At 63.5% G+C, this 23,581-nt stretch carries 16 protein-coding genes; 10 read left to right on the plus strand and 6 right to left on the minus strand.

From position 1 onward, the window contains the following. Positions 1 to 172: 172 nt before the first annotated feature. The 4 genes from ACP26O_RS33405 to ACP26O_RS33420 form a co-directional block, all read right to left on the minus strand. The gene (locus tag ACP26O_RS33405; RefSeq protein WP_175666241.1) at positions 173 to 1,171 is read right to left on the minus strand and encodes a TauD/TfdA family dioxygenase; all 999 of its coding nucleotides are present in this window, start codon (positions 1,169 to 1,171) and stop codon (positions 173 to 175) included. Positions 1,172 to 1,248: 77 nt separating this feature from the next. Next, positions 1,249 to 2,559: a diaminobutyrate--2-oxoglutarate transaminase family protein gene (locus ACP26O_RS33410; RefSeq protein WP_175666240.1), complete on the minus strand. Its 1,311-nt coding sequence runs from the start codon at positions 2,557 to 2,559 to the stop codon at positions 1,249 to 1,251. 193 nt (positions 2,560 to 2,752) lie between these two features. Next, on the minus strand, positions 2,753 to 3,703 hold the full coding sequence (locus ACP26O_RS33415; RefSeq protein WP_175666239.1) for a UDP-glucuronic acid decarboxylase family protein: 951 nt from the start codon (positions 3,701 to 3,703) through the stop codon (positions 2,753 to 2,755). Between the two features lie 155 nt (positions 3,704 to 3,858). Then, positions 3,859 to 4,578 (minus strand): thioesterase II family protein, encoded by a 720-nt coding sequence (locus tag ACP26O_RS33420; protein ID WP_175666238.1) that lies wholly within the window; start codon positions 4,576 to 4,578, stop codon positions 3,859 to 3,861. A gap of 1,176 nt (positions 4,579 to 5,754) precedes the next feature. On the opposite strand from ACP26O_RS33420, the gene ACP26O_RS33425 reads away from it, so the two are divergent. The 6 genes from ACP26O_RS33425 (at position 5,755) to ACP26O_RS33450 (ending at position 14,789) form a co-directional block, all read left to right on the plus strand. Then, positions 5,755 to 7,035, plus strand: a complete 1,281-nt coding sequence (locus tag ACP26O_RS33425; protein ID WP_175666237.1) for a polysaccharide biosynthesis/export family protein — start codon at positions 5,755 to 5,757, stop codon at positions 7,033 to 7,035. Between the two features lie 406 nt (positions 7,036 to 7,441). Next, positions 7,442 to 8,659 carry a carboxylate--amine ligase gene (locus ACP26O_RS33430; RefSeq protein WP_175662141.1) on the plus strand — a complete coding sequence of 406 codons (1,218 nt, stop codon included), beginning with the start codon at positions 7,442 to 7,444 and terminating at the stop codon, positions 8,657 to 8,659. After that, positions 8,646 to 9,914 (plus strand): NAD(P)-binding domain-containing protein, encoded by a 1,269-nt coding sequence (locus ACP26O_RS33435; RefSeq protein WP_175666236.1) that lies wholly within the window; start codon positions 8,646 to 8,648, stop codon positions 9,912 to 9,914. The genes ACP26O_RS33430 and ACP26O_RS33435 overlap by 14 nt, the downstream gene beginning before the upstream one ends. Before the next feature lie 79 nt (positions 9,915 to 9,993). Next, a complete protein-coding gene (locus ACP26O_RS33440; protein WP_175666235.1) occupies positions 9,994 to 10,878 on the plus strand; it encodes a polysaccharide deacetylase family protein in 885 nt (294 codons plus the stop codon). A gap of 171 nt (positions 10,879 to 11,049) precedes the next feature. Then, complete coding sequence (locus ACP26O_RS33445) at positions 11,050 to 13,395, plus strand: polysaccharide biosynthesis tyrosine autokinase (protein WP_175666234.1); 2,346 nt, start codon at positions 11,050 to 11,052, stop codon at positions 13,393 to 13,395. 65 nt (positions 13,396 to 13,460) lie between these two features. Further along, positions 13,461 to 14,789 (plus strand): O-antigen ligase family protein, encoded by a 1,329-nt coding sequence (locus ACP26O_RS33450; protein ID WP_175666233.1) that lies wholly within the window; start codon positions 13,461 to 13,463, stop codon positions 14,787 to 14,789. Here ACP26O_RS33450 and ACP26O_RS33455 read toward each other — a convergent pair. Continuing rightward, positions 14,701 to 16,134, minus strand: a complete 1,434-nt coding sequence (locus ACP26O_RS33455; protein ID WP_175666232.1) for a hypothetical protein — start codon at positions 16,132 to 16,134, stop codon at positions 14,701 to 14,703. The two genes, ACP26O_RS33450 and ACP26O_RS33455, sit on opposite strands and share 89 nt — an antisense overlap. Beyond that, positions 16,118 to 17,362 carry a glycosyltransferase family 4 protein gene (locus ACP26O_RS33460; RefSeq protein ID WP_175666231.1) on the minus strand — a complete coding sequence of 415 codons (1,245 nt, stop codon included), beginning with the start codon at positions 17,360 to 17,362 and terminating at the stop codon, positions 16,118 to 16,120. Before ACP26O_RS33460 ends, ACP26O_RS33455 begins: the two co-directional genes overlap by 17 nt. A gap of 666 nt (positions 17,363 to 18,028) precedes the next feature. Between ACP26O_RS33460 and ACP26O_RS33465 the strand changes: the two genes are divergently transcribed. The 4 genes from ACP26O_RS33465 to ACP26O_RS33480 all read left to right on the plus strand — a co-directional run bounded on the left by ACP26O_RS33465 (position 18,029) and on the right by ACP26O_RS33480 (position 23,536). After that, on the plus strand, positions 18,029 to 19,111 hold the full coding sequence (locus ACP26O_RS33465; RefSeq protein WP_175666230.1) for a sugar transferase: 1,083 nt from the start codon (positions 18,029 to 18,031) through the stop codon (positions 19,109 to 19,111). Between the two features lie 64 nt (positions 19,112 to 19,175). Then, positions 19,176 to 20,384, plus strand: a complete 1,209-nt coding sequence (locus ACP26O_RS33470; RefSeq protein WP_175666229.1) for a glycosyltransferase family 4 protein — start codon at positions 19,176 to 19,178, stop codon at positions 20,382 to 20,384. Between the two features lie 133 nt (positions 20,385 to 20,517). Next, positions 20,518 to 21,765 carry a murein biosynthesis integral membrane protein MurJ gene (gene murJ / locus ACP26O_RS33475; RefSeq protein ID WP_426356440.1) on the plus strand — a complete coding sequence of 416 codons (1,248 nt, stop codon included), beginning with the start codon at positions 20,518 to 20,520 and terminating at the stop codon, positions 21,763 to 21,765. A 226-nt stretch (positions 21,766 to 21,991) separates the two neighbouring features. Continuing rightward, positions 21,992 to 23,536, plus strand: coding sequence for a mannose-1-phosphate guanylyltransferase/mannose-6-phosphate isomerase (locus tag ACP26O_RS33480; RefSeq protein WP_175666228.1), 1,545 nt, complete (start codon positions 21,992 to 21,994; stop codon positions 23,534 to 23,536). Positions 23,537 to 23,581: the final 45 nt, after the last annotated feature.

Raw genomic sequence — 23,581 nt, forward strand, 5'->3', positions numbered from 1 at the left:
CTGAACGTTGAATTCCTCAGGACCCGTTGCGACGATCCCGCCAAGCTTGCTTCTTGAATTGGATGGCATGAAATTAGAGCACCGCTCCAACCCGACGTCTGCCCCGTAATCCATGGACACGGCGTTTCGCGCACTGGATCAATACGGGTTTTAATTTGCGCGCGCGGCCCTGCTAACGACCGGCCATTCCTTCGATGTCGGGGGAGTACGGGTCCAGCAGAGACACGACGACCTTGCGCTCGCCTTCGAACGGGTTGCGGCCATGCGCGAAGCGCATGTTGTCGACCAGCAGCACGTCGCCTCGTTGCCATGGAAACGTGATCGCGCATTCGCGGAACGCGTTGCGGATCTGCTCGATGTCGGCGAGATCGAACGGACTCCCGTCGCCATGGCACGCGTTGCGCGGAATTCGGTCAGTGCCGAACAGGCTGACGATCGAACTGGCGAGCGATGCTTCCAGGTTCGAGATATGGAACAGGTGCGCCTGATTGAAGAACACCCTGTCGCGGGTGACCGGATGGTAGGCCACGCCCTGATTGATCTGTACGGTGCGTAACGTGTCGTCGTCGAGCCATTCGAGCTCGATGTCGTTGTCCGCGCAGAAGGCCGCAACCTCGCTGCGGTCGCAGGTCTGAAAGACGGTTTCCCACGGAATGTCGACATGCCGCCGGTAGTGCCTCACGTAGCGCACCCGTTTCGCCTCGAAGCGCTCCATGATGCGCGGCCCGATCCTGCGGCTCACCTCCCGCATGTCGGCAATCGGCGTTTCGCCGCCGGTCGTGGCCGGCGTCAGGCAACAGAATGCAACTCTCAGCGGCCAGCTTCGTTGATACGCGTTTTCGCAATGAAGTGCGATTGTCTCGCTCGGCGGATACTCGGTTGCGGTGAAGATGCCGTTGCCGATCGAGGTGCGCGGCGTGGAACGATAGACGTAGTCGGACTTATGGGCCGAAATCGCGTTGGCAAACGCTTCGAAGCCGCGCACGGATGAAACGTCGAAGCCGCGAAACAGCAGCGCACCCTGTTCCAGAAGCCGGGATTCGAGTTCCACCCGGTTGTCGTTCACCGCCAGCACGAGATCGTGCCCGTTCGCGCGTGCGTTCGACGCAGGCTCCAGCAGCCACGGAGAGCTCCCCTCGGCAAGCAGCTTGCGTTCCGTCATGCCCAGCATCGTCAATGGTCCTTTTCTGAACGAGGATCGCGGCGCAACCCGGACCGGTCGGCCTGCAGGGTCGCGCCGCCGTGCGGCTAGGCACGGCAGGCCGTTTCCACGGCATGCTCGAAGCGATTGAGGATTTCGAAGATGTCCGCTTCCGAAACGACCAGCGGCGGCAGGAATCGGAGCACCGCGCCGTTGCGGCCGCCGGTTTCGATCACGAGTCCGTTTCGCAGGCAGTTCAGCTTGATGGCTTTCGCCCGTGCCGCATCGGTCGGGCCGGTTTGGCCGTTCGTGCCGGGTACGACGACTTCAGCGCCGATCATCAGGCCGCGGCCGCGTATCTGGCCAAGACACGGGAAGCGTTCGGCCAACCTTTCGAGGCCGGCAACCAGCAGTTTGCCCACTCTGTCCGCGTGCGCCGACAGGCCGTCCCGTTCGACGATCTGCATGGTCGACAAGCCGGCCACCATCGCAATCTGGTTGCCTCTAAAGGTGCCGGCGTGCGCGCCGGGCGGCCAGGTGTCCAGGCGCTCGTCATAGACCACCACCGATAACGGATAGCCGCCGCCGAATGCCTTCGACAACACCAGTACGTCCGGCCGGATGCCGGAATGTTCGATGGCGAACAGGGCGCCGGTTCGACCGAGCCCGGTCTGCACTTCGTCGACGATCAACGGGATTTCATGCCGAAGCGTCAGGTCGCGCAATTCGATCAACCAGGCGTCGGAAGCGGGGATGCAGCCGCCTTCGCCTTGCACGACTTCGACGATGATTGCCGCCGGTTTGGTTATCCCGCTCTCGGGATCGGACAGGACGGTCCGAATGTAGTTGATGCTGAGTTGATCGGTCGCCGAGCCATCGGTGCCGAACGGGCAGCGAAACACATACGGATACGGCAGGAAATGAACGTCGCGTCCGTTGCCGCCGGCCGATTTGGGCGTGAGATTTCCCGATGCGGCGAGTGCGCCGGCCGTCATGCCGTGGTAGGCGCCGTGGAACGCCATGATCGTCGAGCGGCCCGTATAGTGCTTGGTCAGCTTGACAGCCGCTTCGACGCCATCCGCGCCGCTGGGACTGCAAAACTGGATCTTGCCGGATTCGGCGATCTTCCCGGGCAGGAGCGAGAAAAGCTTCTCGACGAACGCGTGCTTTGCCGGCGTTGCCAGGTCGAGTGCCTGTTGCATTTGATCGGACGACAGAAACCGCATGACGGCCTCATTGACTTCCGGGTGATTGTGTCCGAGCGCGAGCGTACCTGCATTCGACAGACAGTCGATGTATTCCTGCCCGTCGGAGTCGCGTACGCGTACGCCTTTGGCATGGGTAAACAGCCGTGGGAAAGATGTCGCGTAGGTCCGTGCCTTCGATTCGACATGCTTCAGATACTCGAGTTTTTCCATGCGCGGAGAGCCGGCTTGCGAGGCGGATTGATGGACACTGGCGCACGAGAATCGCTTCATCCCGGCCAATGGCGTGATTGGAGCATGTCCTCCCTATCACGTCTGTCACGTAAAAATGGGACACAGGCCATGCAACGTCACGACGTCATGCCATCGCCTCCCGACCATCGACGCGTGGTTTTTGGACGCGGCGTCAAGTCGGCACGGTCGAGCGGAAATAGTCGATGGTCCGCCGCAGCCCGGCTTCGAGCCCGACCGTCGGCGCCCAGTCGAGGTGGGCGCGTGCGAGGCCGATATCGGGGCAACGTTGTGTCGGATCATCCTTCGGCAGCGGACGGAATACGAGCCGCGACGTCGAGCCGGTCAGGCGCAAAATGATCTGCGCGAGTTCGCTGATCGCGATCTCGTGCGGATTGCCGAGATTGATCGGGCCGGTGAGGTCCGCGGGCGACGCCATCATCCGGATCAAACCGTCGACCATATCGTCGACATAGCAGAACGCCCGGGTCTGGCTGCCGTCGCCGTACAGCGTGATGTTCTCGCCGCGCAGCGCCTGCACGATGAAGTTGGACACCACGCGGCCGTCATTGGGATGCATGCGCGGCCCGTACGTGTTGAAGATGCGGACCACCTTGATTCGCACGTTTTGCTGGCGGTGATAGTCGAAGAACAGGGTCTCCGCGCAACGTTTTCCTTCGTCGTAGCAGGCGCGCGGCCCGAGCGGGTTGACGTTGCCCCGGTAACTCTCCGGTTGCGGATGCACATCGGGGTCGCCGTACACTTCGCTCGTCGAGGTTTGCAGCACGCGTGCATGCGTGCGCTTGGCGAGCCCCAGCATGTTGATCGCGCCCATCACACTGGTCTTGGTGGTCTGCACGGGATCGAATTGATAGTGGATCGGCGAAGCCGGACAGGCGAGGTTGTAGATCTCGTCCACCTCCACGTACAACGGAAAGGTCACGTCGTGGCGCAGCGCCTCGAAGCTCGGGTTGCCGAGCAGTGCGGCCACGTTCTGCTTCGTGCCGGTGAAATAGTTGTCGACGCACAATACGTCGTGACCGAGTTCGACCAGCCGCTCGCAAAGATGCGAACCGAGGAAACCCGCGCCACCTGTCACGAGGATGCGTTTTCGATTACGTTGCACAATTGCACTCCAAGTATCGCGCGCAAGGAAGCGACGCGCGGCCTCCACGCATGCTTGACCGGCCCGCGGCGCCGGCATGGAAGCCGATAACGCGCGAGCCTCTTCATTCGACGATCACGGCACCGGCCGGCACGCCGGTCGCGAGGATCGGCCCGTCATGCTTGCAGTGCGCTCCACGCAACGTGTTCCGTGCGCCGCAGGCGCGCCGCGATGATGCCGGCCATCGCCCGCATTTCGCTTCTCATAAAGAAATGATCGCCTTCGATCACATGAAAATCGAAGTGCCCGGTCGTCTCGGCGCCCCAGCCTGCAACGGCATCAACCGGGGCGTGTTCATCCGCGCGGCCCGCGAACGCGGTGATGTCCACCGCGAGCCGGCGCCCGGGCACGGGCCGGTAGTTTTCGATCAGCGTGAAATCCGCACGCAGCGCCGGCATCAGCAGCGCCATCAGTTCGCTGTTGTCCAGCACCGGCCTCGGTGTGCCGCCCATCTCGTGCAGTGCATCGACGAAGGCGCGGTCGTCCAGCGCCTGCATGCGTCGCACCGGCCGCTCCCTGCCAGGTGCGGCGCGCCCGCTCACGAACAGATGCCGCAGATTCGGTTGCGCCCGGGCGGGAAGCCGCAGCGCCAGTTCGACGGCAATAGCCGCGCCCATGCTGTGTCCGAGCAGTGCGAAGGGACGATCGAAGCAGTTGTCCAGGTCGCACAGCAACGCGTCGATCAGCGTCGACATTTCGCGTGCGGCAGGCTCGGACAGGCGGCTGCCCCGGCCTGCAAGTTCATGACGGCACACTTCGATGCCGGGCAACAACGCTTGCAGCGCACGATAAACGGCGGCCGAGCCGCCCGCATAGGGAAAACAGATCAGGCGCATGCGAGCGGGGTCTCGAACGGCTCGCTTGCTGCCGGCGCGCGGGAGATCGCGCTGCGGGAATTCACGTGTTCGGCGTTTTTCACCATTCAAGTTCCAGTCATTGTTGCCATGGCGATGCGCCGGCAATCTTCACGTGGAGCGAAACGGGCGCGACAGCCAGGCGCGCCCCGGTTCACGCTCCGATGGCCGGTTCGTCAACGCTACAAGGGCGGTGCGTCGAGCACGACGCAACGCATGGAAGCATCGATTTGCGTCATGAAAATTCACGGTGCGCGCCGCTCGGATCCGGAATACGCCCGATCCGCTCTGGCATGAGTTAAACATGCGGCCGCGTGAATGTATGTCGTAGGAAAAGGGGACGCGCGGAGTCGAAATTGGCTGCCCCTGACGTCATGCGCACATCACATGCTGGGCTTGGCGATCCATCCGGATCGCTTAAGCCGGCTGTCGGTCAGACCATCGCAGTCGCCTTCGACGCAAATCCCGATCCAAAGTCGAGACCGCGTCTGCGGTACACGGAAACCTGAGCGAGCCCCTCGCGTTGATGCGAGGACGGTACTGACGAACGGGCGCATCTTGCGCAGCGCGCGCCGTGCCGACTCGGGCGGGGAAACACGTAGGGAAACACCCGCTCTTGTTTCAGCGCGGATACATCGGAGTCGGTCCCGGTGCGTTGCGCGGCCGTGCGTATCGCAGTCCGCATGTCGGGCGGCATCCGACGCGTGCATGTGCAACGGTTGTGGATGAGAGTCGGTTGTCGGCTCTGCCGTCCGTTGCACGGCCTGTTCGCCGCGCGGAGCCGCGCGCGCAAACGGCCCCGTCCGGTCCGGGAAATCAGTGCGAACCTGACGCGGCACGTAGCAGATTTGAAACGAAAACGCGTTTTTGCGTCGCGATTCTCGTGCGCGCCGCCCGGTGTCCCTCAAAGGGGCTGGATTTCCGATGGGTGGCACGCTTCTCGCTGGCGCTCGGAGGTAAGGCCAACGCCGACGCATATCAGCGCTGTGCCTGCATGGCAGCGGTTCGCCCTCTGAAGGGTGGGCGCTCACGCGTTCGCACTGCATTGCGCGGAACGCTGCGGCTCTTGCGATCGTATGAACGGCCGGTGCCCCCATACACGCAACCTCGGCAGCGGTGCCCGTGCATTGCTGCCTCGATACGAAGAGGTATGACGCGATGTTACCTAATCGACGTGAACGGGCGAAGGCGCCGGGGCTTGAATCCGGCGGCAGGGCGGCTTCTGATCGACCAGTGGCCGCCATGGCAGCGGGCACGTCGTGGCTGGCGGTCCTGACCATCGCGGCGATCGTGCTGAACGGATGCACGCTGGCGCCGGGCATGAGCTTCAGCGACAGTTCGGCAGGGGGCGCCGCGACCACCGCACGGTTTGGCGACGCGTCGCGCGCGGTCCACGATGCCAGAGGCACCGGCGGGAAGGGCTCGGCTGCATCCGGACGCGACGCGGCCCCGGCGGGCTCGCTGATCGAGATCAATGACGAGCTGATCCGTACCGAACGCGCCGCCGTCGAACCGGGCATCCCCACCAAAGTGCGCAAACTGTTTGCCCGGCCCGGCCCCTATACGCTCGGTCCCGGCGATGTGTTGAGCATCGTCGTCTGGGATCATCCGGAGCTCAACATGCCGCCCCCGACGATCGGCGCCGGCGCGGACGCAGCCGGATCGAACTCGGTCGTCGCCGGCTATACGGTCGATTCCGGTGGCAACGTGCAATTTGCCTATGCCGGCCCGATCAAGCTGAGCGGCCTGACCGAGATGAAAGCGCGCGACCTGCTGGCGTCGAAGATCGCTCGCTACATCCGCAACCCGCAGGTGACGCTGCGCATACAGGCATATCGCAGCAAGCGCGTCTATCTCGACGGAGAAGTGCGCAACCCGGGCATCCAGATCCTCAACGACCTGCCGATGACGTTGCCCGAGGCGATCAACCGGGCGGGCGGCTTTACCGCGAACGGCGATCGTGCGGCGGTCGCGGTGACGCGTGGCGACGATACCGCCGTCGTCGACATCGCCGCGATGATCGAAAAGGGCATCAATCCGGACAAGATCCTGCTGCGCGATGGCGACCTCGTGCGCGTGTACTCCGTGAACGACCGAAAGGTGTTCGTGCTGGGCGAAGTCGGGCGCGCGACCTCGCTGCCGCTCAACAACGGACGGCTGTCGCTGAACGAGGCCCTCGGGTCCGCCGGCGGGGTCAGCCAATACTCGGGCGATGCCGGGCAGGTGTATGTCGTGCGCAACAAGCGTCCTGGCAAACCGGAAATTTTCCATCTCGACGCTCGATCGCCGGTTGCAATGGCGCTGGCCAACGACTTCGAACTGAAGCCGAACGATGTCGTGTTCGTCGATGCGTCGCCGCTCGTTCGCTGGAGCCGCGTCATCAACATGCTCCTGCCGAGCGCGCAGACCCTCGCCACCGGTCGAAACGCTGCGTACTGACGGCGGGCGGGACTCTGTAACCCTTCGTTTTCCGATCATTCAGCGCGCCGTCCTGGCGGCGCGCTGAATGATCGCGTTCATCCCATCGATCATGTTGTTAGAACGACGAAGCGTACGCATCATGCCATTGGTTGCTCATACATCTATATCGATGAATCTCTCAAGCCTTGGTCTCGCATCGCCGCTCGTATGCGAGTGTGCTCTAACACACCGTAACGGAGGCCACGTGCGCATAACCTTCTTCCTTGAGATGCGTCACCTGATTCGATTCATCGAGTCCGGGCCATTTGCCGATGCGCACGAAGGCGTTTCCCCGTCGATCGATGCGCATGCCGGGCTTTGACGAACACGAAAGGGTGCCGACGGGATTCGGCGTATGAAAGACACAATTGATGGAGACGTTTCCATGTCGCACGCATACGATTCTGACCAGAAGGTCGCGGTTGTCGTGGTCGGCTGCTCGCTCAACGGGCTGGGCGTTGTCCGCTCGCTCGCCCGCGAGCGGGTTCCGATCGTCGCGGTGGATTGCAAACGAATCGGGCCGGCCTTGTGGTCGCGCCATGTCCGCGGGCATTTGATCCGCAGCTTCGTGGGGCGCAAGTTTGTCGACGACATGGCGCGTCTCGGCGCGACGTTCGAGCGTCCGCCGGTGCTCCTGCTGACAGACGAGGATGCCGTTCATTCCGTGTCCGAGAACCGCGACGAGCTGGCGAAATGGTTCTGCTTCTGTCTCCCCGAGGATCGCAATGTCAAGCTCCTGAGCAGCAAGTCGTCGTTTCATGAATTTGCGTGGCAGCACGGTTTCCCGGTTCCGCGCTCCGTCATTCTGCAGACGCAGGCCGACCTCGGCCTGCTCGCCGAGCTGCGCTTTCCGTGCGTGCTGAAGCCCGACGACAAGCGCTACGTGCTGACGGGGAAGAAAGAGCGGGCGGTGCGCGTGCGGACGTTGAGCGAGGCGCGTGAGCATGCGGTCGTCATGCTCAGTTCACCGGGCGGCATCGTCGCACAGGAATGGATCGAGGGGCCGGGCAGCAATATCCATTTCACACTCTTCTATCGCGGAGCGGGCGGCGAAGTCGTCAGCGTGTTCACCGGCCGCAAGATCCTGAGCGATCCCCCCGACATCGGCAATACGGCGATTTGCGTCGCCGCGGATGAAGCGCGCGATGTCCTCGAGCCCATGACGCTGGACTTCGCGGAGCGCGCGGGCATGGTCGGCATGGGCAGCATGGAATACAAATGGGACGACAACTACAAGGAATTCGTGATGATCGAGCCGACCGTCGGAAGGACGGACTGGCAGGAGGAAATCGCGACGCTGTGCGGGGTCAATATTCCCGCGGCCGCGTATCGATATGAACTCGGCTTTCCGCCATTGCCCGCTCAAATGAATCATGCATCGGTCGCGTGGCGCGCGACCTTCCTCGACCGGCCTCCGCCCCGCCTGACGCGTGCCGGTACGAGGATGATCGACGGCTACTTCCGATGGAACGATCCGTTGCCGGCGTTGCAGTTTTACTGCGCGATTGGTCCTCTGCGCCGCGTCGTCAGAGGGTGGAGGGAAAAAAAGCGTACGCGGATTGCTCGACAAATACTCAGGGAGGCAAAGAATGCCATCGACTGACACGGTAATCATTGGCGCAGGTCCGTACGGCTTGTCGCTCGCGACACATCTGAAGGCCGCCGGCGTGCCGCATCAAATCCTCGGTCAGCCGATGTGCGCGTGGCGAAACTACATGCCGCCCGGCATGCTCATGCGCTCGGAGGCATTTGCTTCGAATCTCAGTGCGCCGCGACGCGGCTATACGCTGAAGGACTATTGCCGGGTGAAGGGCATCCCGTATCAGCCGGTGGGCATGAAGCTGACATTGGAAACCTTCGTCGACTACGGGCTTTGGTTTCAATCAACCCTGGCCGTCGAGACCCGGCCGGTCGAAGTCGTCGACCTGCGCCGCAGCGACGATGGCTTCAACCTGAGCCTGAGCGACGGCAGCACGTTGGACGCGCGCAGGGTGGTGATGGCGCTGGGCCTCAAGGGATTTGCCCACACACCGCCGGCGCTGCAGGGATTGCCGGATACCTACGTGTCGCATTCCGAAAAGTACGGCAGCCTGACGTGGGCCGCCGGACGGGACATCGTCATCGTCGGTGGCGGGCAATCGGCGCTCGGGCTGGCTGCACTGCTGAACGAAGTGGGCGCAAGCGTTCGCGTGCTGGTGCGAGATCAGTCGGTGGACTGGAATCCGACGCCGGAAACCGAGCGCTCGTTCGTGTCGAAGATGCGGAGTCCGGACGCAGGCCTGGGCCGTGGCTGGCGAACGCATGTGCTGTGCGAATATCCGCAGATCTTTCACGCGCTGAGCCCGCGATTGCGCAAGCATCTCATCGAGCGATTGCATGGGCCGTCCGGCGCGTGGTGGCTACATGATCGCGTCGTCGACAAAATCCCGATCGCCGTCGGCACGGAAGTACGAAGCGCGGCAATCGACGACGACAAGGTGGCGCTGCGGGTCGCGAACGGGAACGGAGAGTCGACCGTCACGGCTTCGCATGTCATTGTCGCCACCGGATTCAAGACCGACATGACGCGGCACACGTTCATTTCGAAAGAAATCATGGAGTCGATTTCACTCTTCAGCGGCGGGCCGGAGCTGACGAGCCACTTCGAGACGACGGTGCGCGGGCTTTACGTGATCGGCCCGGCTTCCGCGCAATCCTTTGGTCCGGTGATGCGCTTCGTCTACGGGGCAAAACACGCCGCTCCGCACGTGGCATTGCACATCGGCAACGCGCACCGAAGCGAGACGGCGAAGATCGGATGGCGCGACGCGGCAGGCCAACTCCTCGAGCCGACGAGCGAGCGAGACGGTTCGTTATAGGAAACCGGCACCAGCGCACCGTTGCTGAACGAAACCATTCGAATCGGTTGCTCGAATGCAACGATACGGAGAGTCGACGATGATCTCGGGTAAAGCAATGTTGAGAGAGATCCTTTCGCGATGTGTGATGCTGTTCGGCATCGACCATATGGTTCGCGTGTTGCTATGGCGCGATCGAGTGGCGATCCTGCTCTACCACGACCCCGATCCGGCGACGCTGGATCGGCACCTCACTTACCTGAAAACCATCTGCGATCTCGTGCCGCTCGACGCACGCGGTTTGCCGGGGAACGGGCGTCCGCGCGCGGCCATCACGTTTGACGACGGACTGGCGGGGAATGCCCGCCTGCTGCCGATCTTCATCAAGCACAAGGTGCGGCCGACGATTTTCCTGTGCAGCCGCATTGTCTGCCGGCCGCGCAGGCACTGGTGGTTGCATCCGGCCGCGGAGCAGCTTGGCGTCGAGCGCCTGAAGCGCCTCGCGAACGATCAACGCCTCGCCGAGCTGCGTGTGCACGGCTTTGACCAGGATGGCGACGACGAGCCGACAGGGCTGAACCTGCAACAGCTCGAAGCGATGCGCCCATTCGTGGATTTTCAGGCGCATACGCGCTTTCACCCGATACTGACGCGCTGCGGCGACAGCGAATGCAAAGCGGAAATCATCGAATCCCGGCGTGAAGTCGAGGCGTTGACCGGCAACCGTTGCGAACACTTCGCCTATCCGAACGGCAATTACGGCAAGCGGGAAATCAATCTGCTGAAGGCGGCGGGGTACAAGAGCGCGCGAACCTGCGATGTCGGCTGGAACGATCACCGTAGCGACGCGTTTCGTCTGAAAACCATCATCATCGACGATCGCGCATCGCTCCGGTGGTTCATCTGCAATTTGACGGGCATCCCGCCGTTTTTGGGTTATCTGCGCAAGGGCGGCGGTTTGCGCGGGCATTTTCCCCAGTTCTGATCCGGCCGCGACCCTGTCGATACGCGAGCGCGCCCCGATATGGAACGTGCAATGTGCGCTGGTGAACATACACGGCGCCCGCCGATGACAGACTACGGATATCGCAAGACGAACGACGTCTCTTGCGGATATTTCGGATTTCGAAAGAGTCGTGCGTAAGGAGTATTCGACATGATTGCCCGACAGCTTGAAATGGGGACGATCGATGCCAGCGATGAAACCGGCGGTTCGTCTCCGAAGGAGATGATGCGTTTCGTCATCGACAACATCTGGACCGTCATCCTCATCACCGCGGCGGTGACGATAGCGGCGAGCCTTTACTGCGTGTTCGCCACGCGCGTTTACTCCGCCGATGCGATTCTGCAGGTCGATCGATCGAATTCCGGCGGGCTGAGCATCGCTGCGCAGCCGACCGCGCAGACCCAGCAGCAGCCAGCCACGCCGATGGCGCAGCTGAGCCAGACCGAAATACAGATCATCCGCAGCCGCTCGGTGCTGACGCCGATCATCGAGCAATACCGGTTGTTCGTGTCCGTTACGCCGCGCACAGTCCCGGTGCTCGGCCAGATTGCCGAGCGATTTGCGACGCCCGGCCATCTCGCCGCGCCCTGGCTCGGACTGAGCGACTACGGCTGGGGCGGAGAACGAGCCGATATTGCCGTTCTGGATGTGCCGGCCAGTCTCGAGAGCAAGGAACTGCAATTGATCGCGCTGCAACATGGCGGCTATCGGCTTGCCGATCCGAATGGACGGGTGCTGGTGGAAGGGACGGTGGGCAAGGAGGCGACCGGCAATGGCGTGCGGATCCGGATTACGCAACTGGTGGCGCACTCGGGGATGCGCTTCGGCGTGGTCCGTTATAACGACATCGATGCCATGCAGCGCTTCTTGCGCGATCTGCGGGTGAGCGAGCAGGGCGCGGATACCGGCCTCATCAAGGTTTCCTACGAGAGTGCCGACCCCGCGCGTGCCACCGCGGTCGCCAACGATATCGCGCAGAACTACATGGCCTCGCATATTGCATACCGTCAGGACGAGGCCACCCGGATGCTGGCCTTCGTCAACGGCGAGCTGCCGCGCCTGCGTACCGAGATGAAGGAGGCGGAAGACAAGCTCACCAAGCATCAGGCGACGACCGCTTCGCTGCAGCCGGCCAGCGAGAGCCAGGTCTACCTGCAAGGGATCATGGACTTCGACCGACAGATCGCGACGCTCTCGATTCAGCGCACACAAATGCTCGAGCGCTTCACGACGGAGAGCGCGCAAGTCCGGACTATCGATCAGCAGCTCGGCCAGCTCAACATGGCGAAGCGCAATTTCGAGGCCCGCTTTGCCAGCATGCCTGCCGCCGCGCGCCAGTCGGCCGATCTGACACGCGATGCGAAAGTGGCCGAGCAGATCTACGTGGCAATGGTCGGCAAGGCAAACGAGTTGTCGGTCACGCGTGCGGGCACGATCGGCAACGCGCACATTCTCGATGCCGCCGTGCGACCCGCGGCGCCGATCAAGCCGCAGAGCGCCTTCATCATCCCCATCGGCGGCGTGCTGGGGCTCATGTGCGGCGTGTTGTTCGTTACCGTGCCGCGCCGGTTCTCGTCGAAGATCGAGGATCCGGTTGCCGTCGAGCGGCGCTTCCGGCTATCCGGTCTGGGCGTGATCCCGTTCAGCGAAGAACAGGTCAGGCTCTCGCGTTGCCTGCAGCAGGTCGATGCAATGCAACGCGAGCCGGATGCGTGCGGCGATGCGCAGGCTCCCCGGATTCCGGACGGACGTGCAGGCGCCGCGGACGAAGCCGCGCCGCCGGTGTGCGACTTGCGCGCCACGCTGCTGGCGATGCGGTGCCCTCAGGATGTGTCGGTCGAGGCGCTGCGCTGCGTGCGCACCGCGGTCGTCAACGAGATGGCGGACGTGCCCAGCAAGGTGCTGGTGATCACGAGCCCGACGCCGTCGACCGGCAAGAGCTTCGTCGCGTCCAACCTTGCCGTGCTCCTGGCGGAAACGGGCAGTCGGGTGCTGCTGATCGACGCCGACTTGCGGCGCGGCAATCTCGCCGCTCGCTTCGGGCAGCCGCGCGCATGCGGTCTTGCCGATCTGCTGGCCGGGCACATCGAAGCACGCCAGGCGATCCGGCCGATCATCGACGACAGGTTGTGGTTCATCTCGACCGGGCCGTATACAGCCAATCCGTCGGTATTGCTGTCGACGCCGCGGATGAACGAATTGCTGAACGAGTTCCGTGCCAGTTTCGACTTCGTCATCGTCGATTCGCCGCCGGTGCTGGCCGTCAGCGATGCGTCGATGGCGGCGGGCAGCGCCGACGCGACGATTCTCGTGCTGCGTGCAAACGTGCAGACCGAGCGCGAGATCGAGGAAACGCTGAGCCGGCTCGAGCGGGCAGGCGCGCGCGTGATCGGCCCGGTGTTCAATGCCGTCGCCATTCGACGCAGCGACAAGCGCCTTTACCAATACACGAGCGCCTATATCGCCGACGAGCCGGCCAGGTGGCAAATCAACTAACGACGTCGCCGGCGCCCCAAGGGTGCCGGTGAGAACACTATCCGACACCATTCGAGCTGCTTCCCGTGGTCTACATCACGCTCATCGCGCTGCTTTTCAGCATCACGAACTTCATCCCGGTCAGTGCGATCGGCTTCGCGCCGATTTGCCTCTGCGCGTGGCGCTTGTTCGACCGGCGCTATCCGCCGTTCGTGACCTGCTTGTCCGTGTTCGGGCTGTTGGCGCTGGGGTCGACGCTGCTTTACGACCCGCAAGCGTTGCTGTCGTACGACTTCTACCGCCACGACGGCAACTTCTTCGTGTCCTATGCGCCGATTCTCGCGGGTTGCCTGTATTCGCATGAGCTGGATCTCGACAAGGCGCTGAGACGCTTCTTCGTGTTTGCCGTGCTCGCGAACCTGCCGCCCTATGCCGTCTATGTCGCGCAAAACGGCCTGTTGGCGATATTCTCGAACGCCAACGACTCGTTCGGCAGCTACTTCATTGCCCGTAACGCCGCCGGCGGTTTCCTCGCGATGCTGTTCTGTCTCGGCTTGGCCTGCTACGTGAAGCGCCACGACAAGCTCGTGCTCGGGTTGCTGGTCCTCAACGCGATGTTCGTGTTTTCCACCTACAGTCGCGGATCGATGCTGGGGATGGCGACCGCAATCGCGTACCTGTTGCTGGGCCGCAAGCGCTGGTTGGTGGCGGTGCTGATGGCCGCGGCAGTGGCGTTCTCGTTCGGCGCGGCCTGGAACCACACGCAATCGGCAGTCGACTACATGGCCCACGAGCACACGGTGCAGGATGTGGACGCGAAAACGGCCAACGTGGACGTGCGCTTCGGATGGCTGTGGCCGCGGGCATTGGCGTATTTCGAAGCAAGCCCGATCATCGGGATGGGTGTCGGGTCGTTCGACGACGAAGTGCATGACGTCGTGAACTATTTCGGTGTGGTCGGCCAGCCGCGGGACGTCACCGTGCTCCATACCGATGCGCATGCACACAATTCCTACCTGCATATCGCCGCGGAGCTGGGCGTGATCGGTCTCGCGCTGATGCTCGCCTTCTATTGGCATCTCGTCAAATGGGCAGTGGAAGGCGCCGCATCGACGCTGCCTGCGCGCCGCAGCAGTGTCGGCGCGTATACGTTCGTCGAGTTGTCATCGGTGTGCCTGCTCGCGATGGGCACGACGGAGCACCGCCTGACCACGCCGTCGAATGTGCTGATTCTCGCGCTGGTCGTGTCGTTGCTGCTGTCGTGGCGCGTGCGGCGCGCCGGTGGGGCGGCAAAAGTGGCGCCTCCCGCGACGCGCGGCGTGGCACTTACGGCAGCGGCGTCACGACGAGATAGCCAAGACACGGGCACGGTTTGTCGTCAGCGCCGGGTCGCGGCTCCGGTACGTAGAAGCTGATCGACAGGTGGCCGCCGGCCCACGACGACACGAGACGCGGTTCCGGAATCGGCGTGCCGAGGATGGCATCGACGTAATCGATGCGAAACCGGCCCGATGCCGGTGCCGGCAGGCCGTCGACCGAAAGCCATCTGCGCCCTGGCGTACCGCCGACCTGGAACACGATGCTGTCGCCGGAGATCAGCGCGTTGCCCGACAGTTCGGGGCTGAATTCGATCCGGTGATGAAACGCAGCGAGCGGGCCCGACAAGACGGACCTGAGCGTGATCAGCGAGCGCCCGGACGCGTTATAGACGCGCGTCGACCCGCGATGCGTGAGCCGGTACGGCTCGCTGCCGTCCCAGTGATAGATCATCGACACGTATTTGTCGGGGTCGTCCCAATTCCGATCGAGCGCCCACGCGGCAAGATCGAAAAAGTACGTGGGCAGGTAATTCGGATTGTCGATGTAGGTATCGCCCATCTCGGTCTGCCACAAGCCGCGCACCTTGCCGGTGGCGACGTAGCGCTGGTAAAGCCGGTCGAGGCTGTCGAGGCCGAGATAATGGACGTCGAGATAGTCGACCCAATCGAGCATTCGGGTGTGAGCGGTGGGGCTGGTGTATTCGAGCCAGCGCATGTAGTTGTCGAGGCCGCCCTGGTCGGGCCAGCCGCCGTAGACGACGTACGCGTGATACTTGCGGATGATTCGGGCTGCCGGTATGTGAATCCGCTCGACATAGTCGCGCATCGCGTCGGGGTACGGGCGGGCCAGCGCCGGATTGCGGTTGTTGCCCGGTCCATGCCAGAACGACGCTTGCGGCGAGCCGCCCGAAAGCGGGCCCGCCGCCTCGTTCCAGATCTGGAAATACTTGACGTTGTACGGCGGTGCCGAATACTTCTTCACGACGGCCTCGACATACCGTTCCCACACCGCGACGTCCTTCGGCGCGGAAAACCCGTCTCCGGGCACGGACGCATTCCATGCCGGGGTATAGCCGACGAACAGCAGGGATTTGATGCCGTTGCGGTTGTTGCGCAACAGGATCGGCGGCAATTCCGCGCCGTAGCTCGGGCCGGTCCGGTCAATATCGATCCGGCCGTCGTGCGGGCCGGGCTGACCCGGGCCGACGGAATCGCGTCCCCAGCGAAGGCCCATGCGTTGCCAGTACGGAATATCTTCGTCCGAGCCCGGCCATCCATTGGTGCCGATCAACTCCGTGATCCGGTGTCGCGCCGGCGACGTGCGTGGCGCAGGATTCGTGTCGGTGCCGCTCCATGCCGGCAGCGCGTTTCCCAGCACCGCCAGCGCAAACGCAACGCACGCGCCGCGCGCCGCGCGCGTCATTTCAATGGGACGGCACATGGGCGTGCGCTCCGTTCGCGACTGGATCGCGCGCGTCGGGGGGCAGCGCGGTGTTCGGCTCGCCGAGCGACAAGTGACGCATCACCTCGCTCGCGTAACGCGACTTCGTGTACAAGCCCACGTCGTACGACAGCTGCGCGTTCGCGAGATGATCGGCGAGCGCATCGAGTGCTGCCGCGAGGCTGGCCGGGTTCGCCGAGTATTTGATCTTGTTGCCGATTTCGTCACCGAAGGTCGACATGCTGCCGAGATCATGAACGAGGATCGGCATGCCGAGCGCGGCCGCTTCGACGATCACCAGCGGCGCGTTCTCGCCGCAAATCGACGGGAGCACCAGCGCGTCGAGCCCACGCGCACGCGGAAACAGCTCGGCGTGCGGCAGGCTGCCCGCGAACGACACACGTCCTGCGTCGATCAGCGAAGCGTACTGGCTTTCCAACCGGCGTCTGTCGGGACCGTCGCCGAACAGCGTGATGCACCGCACGCCGTGAAATTGCGTGGCCGCCAGCAGCTCGAGGAACTGGCCGATGCCCTTTTCCGCCGAAATTCGCCCGATGAACGCGAGTTGCAGGCCTGCATCGCGTCGGCCGGCGCGCCGTGGATGACATTCCGGAATCGCGACGGGATTGGGAAAGAACACGCTGTTCGTGATGCCGCGCCGGCGCAACGCTTCGCGCATGAACACGCTCGGGCACAGGAACAGATCGAAGGCGCTGCGCGGATCGGTCAGCCGGTCCATGGCCAGCCAGTGCATTTTCCTGAGCGTGTCGTAGACGAAGCCGCGCGGGCTGGAGCGCGTCATCAGCGGACGCAGCGTGCCGATATCATCGAGCGCGACCGGCACCACGCGCCCGCGTGGGTAATAGAGCATCAGCGGGTTATGAAACACGAGGTGGTAGTCGTGGCAGGTCAGATAGGTCCTGTAGCCGAACCGCTGCCTGTTTCGCCGGATCACGCCGAGAATCGACGAAGACATGTAGCCGTGGTAATTGTGGACCCAGATGCGATCCGGCATGAACCGCTGAATCGTCCTGTCCAGCGCCAGCGCGGCACGCACGTTCCATACGGGATGGGCGGCCAGGCTGACCTCCGCGACATCGCCCTTGTCGAATTTCTCGACCACGACTTCGGGCATCTCCCGCAACGTCTCCACCGATAATCGATAGACCTGCTCGGCCCCGCCGAAGGCATCGTAGTCGTTCACGATCAGCACGCGCTTGCTTTGCATAAGAGGCCTCGGAGCGTGCCGTTCCGCCACAGGATCAGGACGCGATGATTGCGGCGCGCATGGCGATGGATGAATGGAATGGCTTCGATCCGGAACGGACCGATTCCGAGTGATGCCGCCATTGATTCACGAATACGCGCCGGATTTTCCCGATCCACTTCTCAGCATGCGGTATGCCAGCAGTGAAAGAAACGAGGCGTGCCAAGGGTAAGCGCGACGAGGCGGCATTTTTAAATGCCCAATTCGATGAAAAACGTTGCAGGAGTGAATCGTCGGCGCGTGGAACCAGTGCGGGGCGGGCATCCGTCGTTTCAAGAGAGAAACGTTGCGCGGGATAACGGCGCGATCGCTCGTTCGATGATCGTATGAATTTCGCCCGCCCGATTCGATATGAACATTTCGATTAATTAAAAGGAGCCGTCCACAGACGCTTTGCGGAATTACGGTATTTCTTTGTGGGTTTCATAACAGAGCACGCGTGCTTCCTTCAGTACGATCGATCATGAATCGGGGTGGCGGGCGACAGACGCCGAGTAGCGAAGGGACGGGGGCCAGCGGCCATTTCCAGTCCTCGGTCGGTGCTGTCGTCATAAGCGGAAGGACCGGCTACGTCGGCGGTTTCGTGGCACGACCGTCGCGGTGGCTGCAATGCTGGGGGAAGCTGAAATGCCTGGATATTTCCACAGAGCGATCGACGTCACGTTGATCGTGTTGGGCGCGGTCGGAACATCCCGTGTCGGTATGGCCGACATCGGCAGTCCACCCCGACTGGATCCCTCGTTGGTCGCATTCGTCGCCGCGCTTGCGTTGTCGGTATTCCCCGCGTGCGGCGCCTACTCGGCGCGATGCACGAAGTCGCTCGCAAGCGCGATCAGCCGCACGACGCTCGCGTGGTTCGTCGTGCAGCTGTGCGGCCTCGTATTGCTGTTCATGATTCATCGCAGCGCGCCGCCGTTGTTGCCGTGGTTCATCTACTGGACCCTGGTGAGCGGGATTTCGCTTCTCGTTTCACATACGGCCGCCCTCGTTGCATTGTCTGTCGCGCGGCCGGCGTGGCTCGGCCATTGGCAGACGGCACATGGCTACGGCATCGGCGCCGCCGCCCCGGCATCGGCCGGCGAAGCGCGCCCGTCCGTGCCGGCGCGGTACATCGTGAAGCGCTGTTTCGACGTGGTCGGCGGTGCGTTGCTGATCGTCGTGCTGTCGCCGCTGCTGATCACGCTGATGGTCGTCGTATGGTGCGACGGCGGGCCGGCGTTCTACGGACACGTTCGCGTCGGGCAGCATGGCCGCAAATTTCGCTGCATGAAGTTCCGCTCGATGGTCGTGAACGCGGACCAGATGCTCAAGCAACTTCTGGAAACCGATCCTCAGGCTCGCGCCGAGTGGGAGAGTGGCTTCAAGCTCAAGAACGATGTCCGCGTGACGCGTATCGGCCGCTTTCTGCGCCGCACGAGCCTGGACGAGCTGCCGCAGCTCTGGAACGTGATGCGCGGAGAGATGAGTCTGGTGGGGCCGCGGCCGATCGTCGATGAAGAGCTCGCGCGTTACGGCGCCGACGTCAAGTACTACCTGCAGGTCAGGCCCGGCATGACGGGGCTTTGGCAGGTCAGCGGCCGCAGCAATACCGACTATGCGACGCGCGTGTCGCTGGATGTGGACTATGTGAAGAACTGGTCGGTCCTTCGGGACGTGGTGATCCTGTTCAAGACGATCAAGGTGGTCGTCAAGGGCCACGGCGCGTACTGATCACCCGGGCGCGATCCTGTCGCCGGGATCGATTACCTCACGCACATACTGAAGAGATGTCGACATGGCTCATGTGATGCAAAGCGATACGGCCGTCAGCGATTCAACGCGCTTCGGCAGGGTGGCGATCGTGCACGACTGGCTGACGACGTATGCCGGCTCCGAACGCGTGCTGGAGCAGATCATCCGGATCTGGCCTGACGCGGACTTGTTCAGCATCGTCGACTTCTTCCCGGAAGAGCATCGCGCCGCGCTGGGCGGCAAGCATGCGAAGACCTCGTTCATCCAGCATCTGCCTCGGGCGAGAACGGCTTTTCGCACGTACTTGCCGCTCATGCCGCTGGCCGTCGAACAGTTCGATCTCTCCGCGTACGACCTCGTGATTTCGTCGAGCCATGCGGTTGCGAAGGGGGTCATTACCGGGCCCGACCAGGTTCATGTCAGCTATGTGCATTCGCCTATCCGCTACGCGTGGGATCTTCAGCACCAGTACCTGATGCAGGCCGGCGTGACGAAGGGCCCGAAGAGCTGGCTCGCACGCAGCGTGCTGCATTACATGCGGATCTGGGATCAGCGCACCGCGCATGGTGTCGATGCGTTCGTCGCGAACTCGGAATTTATCGGCCGCCGGATTCGCAAGATCTATGGAGCCGGCTCGACGGTCGTGTATCCGCCGGTAGACGTCGATCGTTTCGACCTCGGCACAAACCGTGAGGATTTCTATCTGATCGCGTCGCGGATGGTGCCGTACAAACGTATCCCGCTGATCGTCGAGGCGTTCGCGAGCCTCCCCAATCGACGTCTGGTCGTCGTCGGCGACGGGCCGGACTTCAAGCGCGCGAAGGCGCTGGCGGGGCCGAACGTCACGTTGCTCGGGTATCAGCCGACACCCGTGCTGGTCGACCTGATGCGGCGCACGCGCGCGTTCGTGTTCGCCGCGGAAGAGGATTTCGGCATCACGCTCGTGGAGGCGCAGGCCTGCGGCGCGCCGGTCATCGCGTACGGCCGGGGCGGGGCGCTCGAAACGGTCATCGAGTCGCAGGATCCGAACTACGGCACGGGCCTGTTTTTCATGCAGCAGAGCGTGCCGGCGATCGTCGATGCGATCACGCGCTTCGAAGCGCATGAGCCGATGCGTCCGGAGGTGTGTCGCGGCAATGCGGTTCGCTTTACCGCGGAGCGCTTCAGAGCCGAGTTTCTGCAGGTCGTCGACAACGCCATATGCGAGGCGCGCGCGCGATGTTCGCCACACGGTGCATTCGAGGGAGCATGAATTGATCGCACAGATCGCAGCGTGGCGGAGCCGCCTGTCCCGGCTTCACCCCGACCATCTGCGGATCGCGCGGGGCGCGATCTGGATTTCGACGTTTGTCTTGCTCGGCAAAGTCGCGGCCGCGCTGCGGGAAATGGCGATCGCCTACCACTACGGCATCAGCCCGGTCGTCGATGCCTACCAGCTCACGTTCAACCTGATTACATTTCTGCCGGCGGCATTCGTCGTCGGGCTTCAGATCATGCTGGTGCCCACGCTGGTCGGATTACGCACGCAGCCCGTGCGCGAGCAGGCCCGCTTTCTGGGCGAATTGCAGATGGTGGCGCTCGTGTTCGGCAGCGTCTGCGCAACGGCGTTGCTGGTTGCGTGGCCCTGGATGCTCGGACTGTTCGAGCGCAACCTGTCCGGCCAGACGCGCGAGATGTCTCGCGCGATGATGATGACGATGAGCCCGATCGGCATCCTGATGATGACGATCTGCGTGTTCGCGGCGCGCCTGCAGGCGCGCGAGCGCCACATCAATACGTTGCTGGAAGCGCTGCCTGCCGTCGTGGTGCTGCTCTTCCTGATCGTCTGGCAGCAAGGGAATTCGCCCGCGCCGCTGATGTGGGGCACGACGATCGGCTTCCTGCTGCAAGCGGCGTGGCTCGCCGCGCTGGCGCGCGCCACCGACGGTGTGCAAACCCGCTTCTTTTTTTCGCTGCGGTCGCCGCAATGGTCGCGCAACTATCGCACGGTCGGCATGTTCATGCTGTGTCAGCTCGTGTTGAGCCTTGCGGTGCCCCTCGATCAGTATTTCGTCGCGGGCCTCGGCGATGGCGCGATCGCGACGCTCTCCTATTCGGGCCGGCTGATTGCGCTGCTCGAGGGCGTCGGCGCGATGGCCATCGGCCGCGCGACATTGCCGGTGTTCTCCGATATCCAGAGCAACGGCGAGCCGGCGAGGGCACGCGAGATGGCGCTCAAATGGTCGTTCCTGATGCTGGGCGTTGGCGTGCTGGTGACGGCGATCGTCTGGCCGCTCGCGCCGATCGTCATCAAGCTGATTTTTCAACACGGCGCGTTCACGGATGCGGACACGGCCACCGTCGCCCATCTGGTGCGCTGGAGTCTCGTAAAGTTGCCGTTTTATTTCGCACAACTGGTGCTGCTGCAGCTGTTCGCGAGCGAAGGGCGCCTGAAGGCGTTGGCCGGCATGGCCATCGTGTGCTTCATCGTCAAGGCGCTCGCCAATGTCGTGTTGATCCAATGGCTCGGCATCGTCGGTATCGTGCTCGCATCGGCGGCATCCGCCGCGAGCGCGTTCGCCTACCATCTCTCGCTCATGGGTTGGGACCGGCACGTTCGAACGGTCACCCGGAGCGGGAAGCGAGCGTCATGATCGTCGTCAATTCACTGCGCGGCCGTGGAGCGGTGGCGGCGACCTGATGAACCACGCATGTCGCGAATCGAACGTCCAGTGTGTCGTTACGCACGGTCTGCGAAATCGATGCGACTTAGAGTGAATGCATGAAAGGGCGGGCGCGATCGTCCGGAAAGCATCGCGCGTCCGAATGCGCTTCAGTCGCGGGAGACAGCGGCGCGTTCCTCGACAGCGGAGCGATACCATGTCATCACTGCAAGTAGAGACGTGCGACATCGACGAAGGCCGGCAGCCGGAGTGCGGTCCGGTCGTCGATCAGTCGACGGCGCCGGTGCGTACGCGGATTCTGCCGGTCATCCTGGCCGGCGGTTCGGGCACACGGCTATGGCCGGTTTCGCGCGAGCATTATCCGAAGCAACTGATCGACGTCGTCGGATCGGATTCGTTGCTGCAAGCCACCGCAACGCGGATGACCGATCTCCCGGCCGGCTGGCAGGTGTCGGGCTCACCTGTCGTCGTGTGCGGCGCCGATCTTCAATTCCTGATCGCCGAGCAGCTGCGCGCGGGCGGGATCGACGCGCGGTTCATCGTCGAGCCCGTGCGGCGGGATACCGCGCCCGCGTTGACACTGGCGGCCTCGTTTGCATGCGCCGCCGGCGACGACGCGATCCTGGTCGTCATGCCGTCCGACCAGTTGATCAAGGACACGCCGGCGCTCAAGCGGGCAGTTGCCCTGGCCGCGCGCCATGCGGAAGCGGGAGCGATCGCGACGCTCGGTGTGCCGCCGACCCACGCCGCGACTGGTTTCGGGTACATCTGCGTGGGTGCCGCGATCGGCGACGGCGCGCACCGGATCGAGCGGTTCGTCGAGAAGCCATCGGCGGAGCGCGCCGCCGAGTACCTCGCGGCGGGCGGCTACTGGTGGAACAGCGGCATCTTCGTGTTGCGCGCGTCGGTCTGGCTCGCGACGTTGCAACGGCTGCAGCCGGACATGCACGAGTCGTGTCTTGCTGCGTTCGTCGCCGGCGCGTCCAGCGGCAGCGTCTTCAATCCCGAGCCCGGCGCGTTCGCCCGCGTCGACGCGAACTCGATCGATTATGCAGTCATGGAGCGCATCGGCATGCCCGAATCGGAGTGCGACGGGGTCGTCGTGCCGCTCGACGCCGGCTGGTCGGACCTCGGTTCGTGGGATGGCGTGTGGGACGCGCTCGACAAGGACGATTGCGGCAATGTGGGGCGCGGACGCGTCATGTTCGAAGGCGCGGCTTCCACGTACGCTCATTCGAACGGACGCCTCGTGGCATGCGTGGGTACCTCCAATGTGGTCGTGGTGGAAACGGCCGATGCGGTGCTCGTGGCCGACCGGGCGCACGTGCAGGACGTAAAGCGGCTCGTGGCGCGCATCAAGGCGGAGCGGGCGCCCGAGGCCGATTCGCATCGCAAGGTGCATCGCCCCTGGGGCTTCTATGATTCGATCGATCGCGGCGAGCGTTTTCAGGTGAAGCATATCGTCGTATCGCCCGGTGGGCGGCTGTCGTTGCAGATGCATCACCACCGTGCGGAGCATTGGGTCGTCGTGCGTGGCACCGCGCTCGTCACGCGCGGTGACGAGCAGCTGCTGCTCACCGAAAACGAGTCGGCCTTCATCCCGGTCGGCGTGCGTCACCGGCTCGAGAATCCGGGCAAAGTCCCGCTCGAGATCATCGAGGTTCAATCGGGCACGTATCTGGGCGAAGACGACATCGTTCGTTTCGACGACAGCTATGGGCGCTGCGACTCGCACACGTGATGCCGGATGAAGCACGTGCGACGTCCGCCGCAGCGGCGTCGCTCG

It is taken from the genome of Burkholderia sp. R-40 (assembly GCF_049942845.1).
Taxonomy (GTDB): Bacteria; Pseudomonadota; Gammaproteobacteria; order Burkholderiales; family Burkholderiaceae; genus Burkholderia; species Burkholderia ambifaria.

Excerpts from the sequence above, each read along its gene's own strand:
- ACP26O_RS33470 (WP_175666229.1), top strand. The coding sequence starts at position 19,176 with ATGGCTCATGTGATGCAAAGCGATACGGCCGTCAGCGATTCAACGCGC.
- ACP26O_RS33440 (WP_175666235.1), top strand. The coding sequence starts at position 9,994 with ATGATCTCGGGTAAAGCAATGTTGAGAGAGATCCTTTCGCGATGTGTG.
- ACP26O_RS33445 (WP_175666234.1), top strand. The coding sequence starts at position 11,050 with ATGATTGCCCGACAGCTTGAAATGGGGACGATCGATGCCAGCGATGAA.
- ACP26O_RS33465 (WP_175666230.1), top strand. The coding sequence starts at position 18,029 with ATGCCTGGATATTTCCACAGAGCGATCGACGTCACGTTGATCGTGTTG.
- murJ (WP_426356440.1), top strand. The coding sequence starts at position 20,518 with ATGGCGATCGCCTACCACTACGGCATCAGCCCGGTCGTCGATGCCTAC.
- ACP26O_RS33435 (WP_175666236.1), top strand. The coding sequence starts at position 8,646 with ATGCCATCGACTGACACGGTAATCATTGGCGCAGGTCCGTACGGCTTG.
- ACP26O_RS33480 (WP_175666228.1), top strand. The coding sequence starts at position 21,992 with ATGTCATCACTGCAAGTAGAGACGTGCGACATCGACGAAGGCCGGCAG.
- ACP26O_RS33425 (WP_175666237.1), top strand. The coding sequence starts at position 5,755 with ATGTTACCTAATCGACGTGAACGGGCGAAGGCGCCGGGGCTTGAATCC.
- ACP26O_RS33405 (WP_175666241.1), bottom strand. The coding sequence starts at position 1,171 with ATGCTGGGCATGACGGAACGCAAGCTGCTTGCCGAGGGGAGCTCTCCG.
- ACP26O_RS33430 (WP_175662141.1), top strand. The coding sequence starts at position 7,442 with ATGTCGCACGCATACGATTCTGACCAGAAGGTCGCGGTTGTCGTGGTC.
- ACP26O_RS33410 (WP_175666240.1), bottom strand. The coding sequence starts at position 2,559 with ATGGAAAAACTCGAGTATCTGAAGCATGTCGAATCGAAGGCACGGACC.
- ACP26O_RS33420 (WP_175666238.1), bottom strand. The coding sequence starts at position 4,578 with ATGCGCCTGATCTGTTTTCCCTATGCGGGCGGCTCGGCCGCCGTTTAT.
- ACP26O_RS33455 (WP_175666232.1), bottom strand. The coding sequence starts at position 16,134 with ATGTGCCGTCCCATTGAAATGACGCGCGCGGCGCGCGGCGCGTGCGTT.
- ACP26O_RS33460 (WP_175666231.1), bottom strand. The coding sequence starts at position 17,362 with ATGCAAAGCAAGCGCGTGCTGATCGTGAACGACTACGATGCCTTCGGC.